Source organism: Vibrio sp. 10N.261.55.C5, assembly GCF_041470505.1.
Lineage (GTDB): Bacteria > Pseudomonadota > Gammaproteobacteria > Enterobacterales > Vibrionaceae > Vibrio > Vibrio crassostreae_C.
Map to the genome: position 1 here is coordinate 1 of NZ_JBFRMS010000111.1, position 299 is coordinate 299.

General features: G+C 47.5%; 2 tRNA genes. Both read right to left on the reverse strand.

The features are described 5' to 3' along the window. Positions 1 to 76: 76 nt before the first annotated feature. Positions 77 to 152 (reverse strand) — tRNA-Val (locus AB4263_RS24020). Between the two features lie 28 nt (positions 153 to 180). Beyond that, positions 181 to 256, reverse strand: a tRNA-Ala gene (locus tag AB4263_RS24025). Positions 257 to 299: the final 43 nt, after the last annotated feature.

Consider the following 299-nt stretch of genomic DNA (forward strand, 5'->3'; position numbering starts at 1 on the left):
TGTTAAAGAGCAAGAGTTTTAAGTGTTAAACTTTTAAACCCATTTTTAAATACTCTCTTACGAGAATGCTTAAAGATGGTGGGCGATACCGGGCTCGAACCAGTGACCCCCTGCTTGTAAGGCAGGTGCTCTCCCAACTGAGCTAATCGCCCATAAAGTTTTAATTCCTAATGGAAGGAATGGTGGAGCTATGCGGGATCGAACCGCAGACCTCCTGCGTGCAAGGCAGGCGCTCTCCCAGCTGAGCTATAGCCCCATATTTTTATTTCCTTGGGAGGAAATGGTGGGTCGTGCAGGAT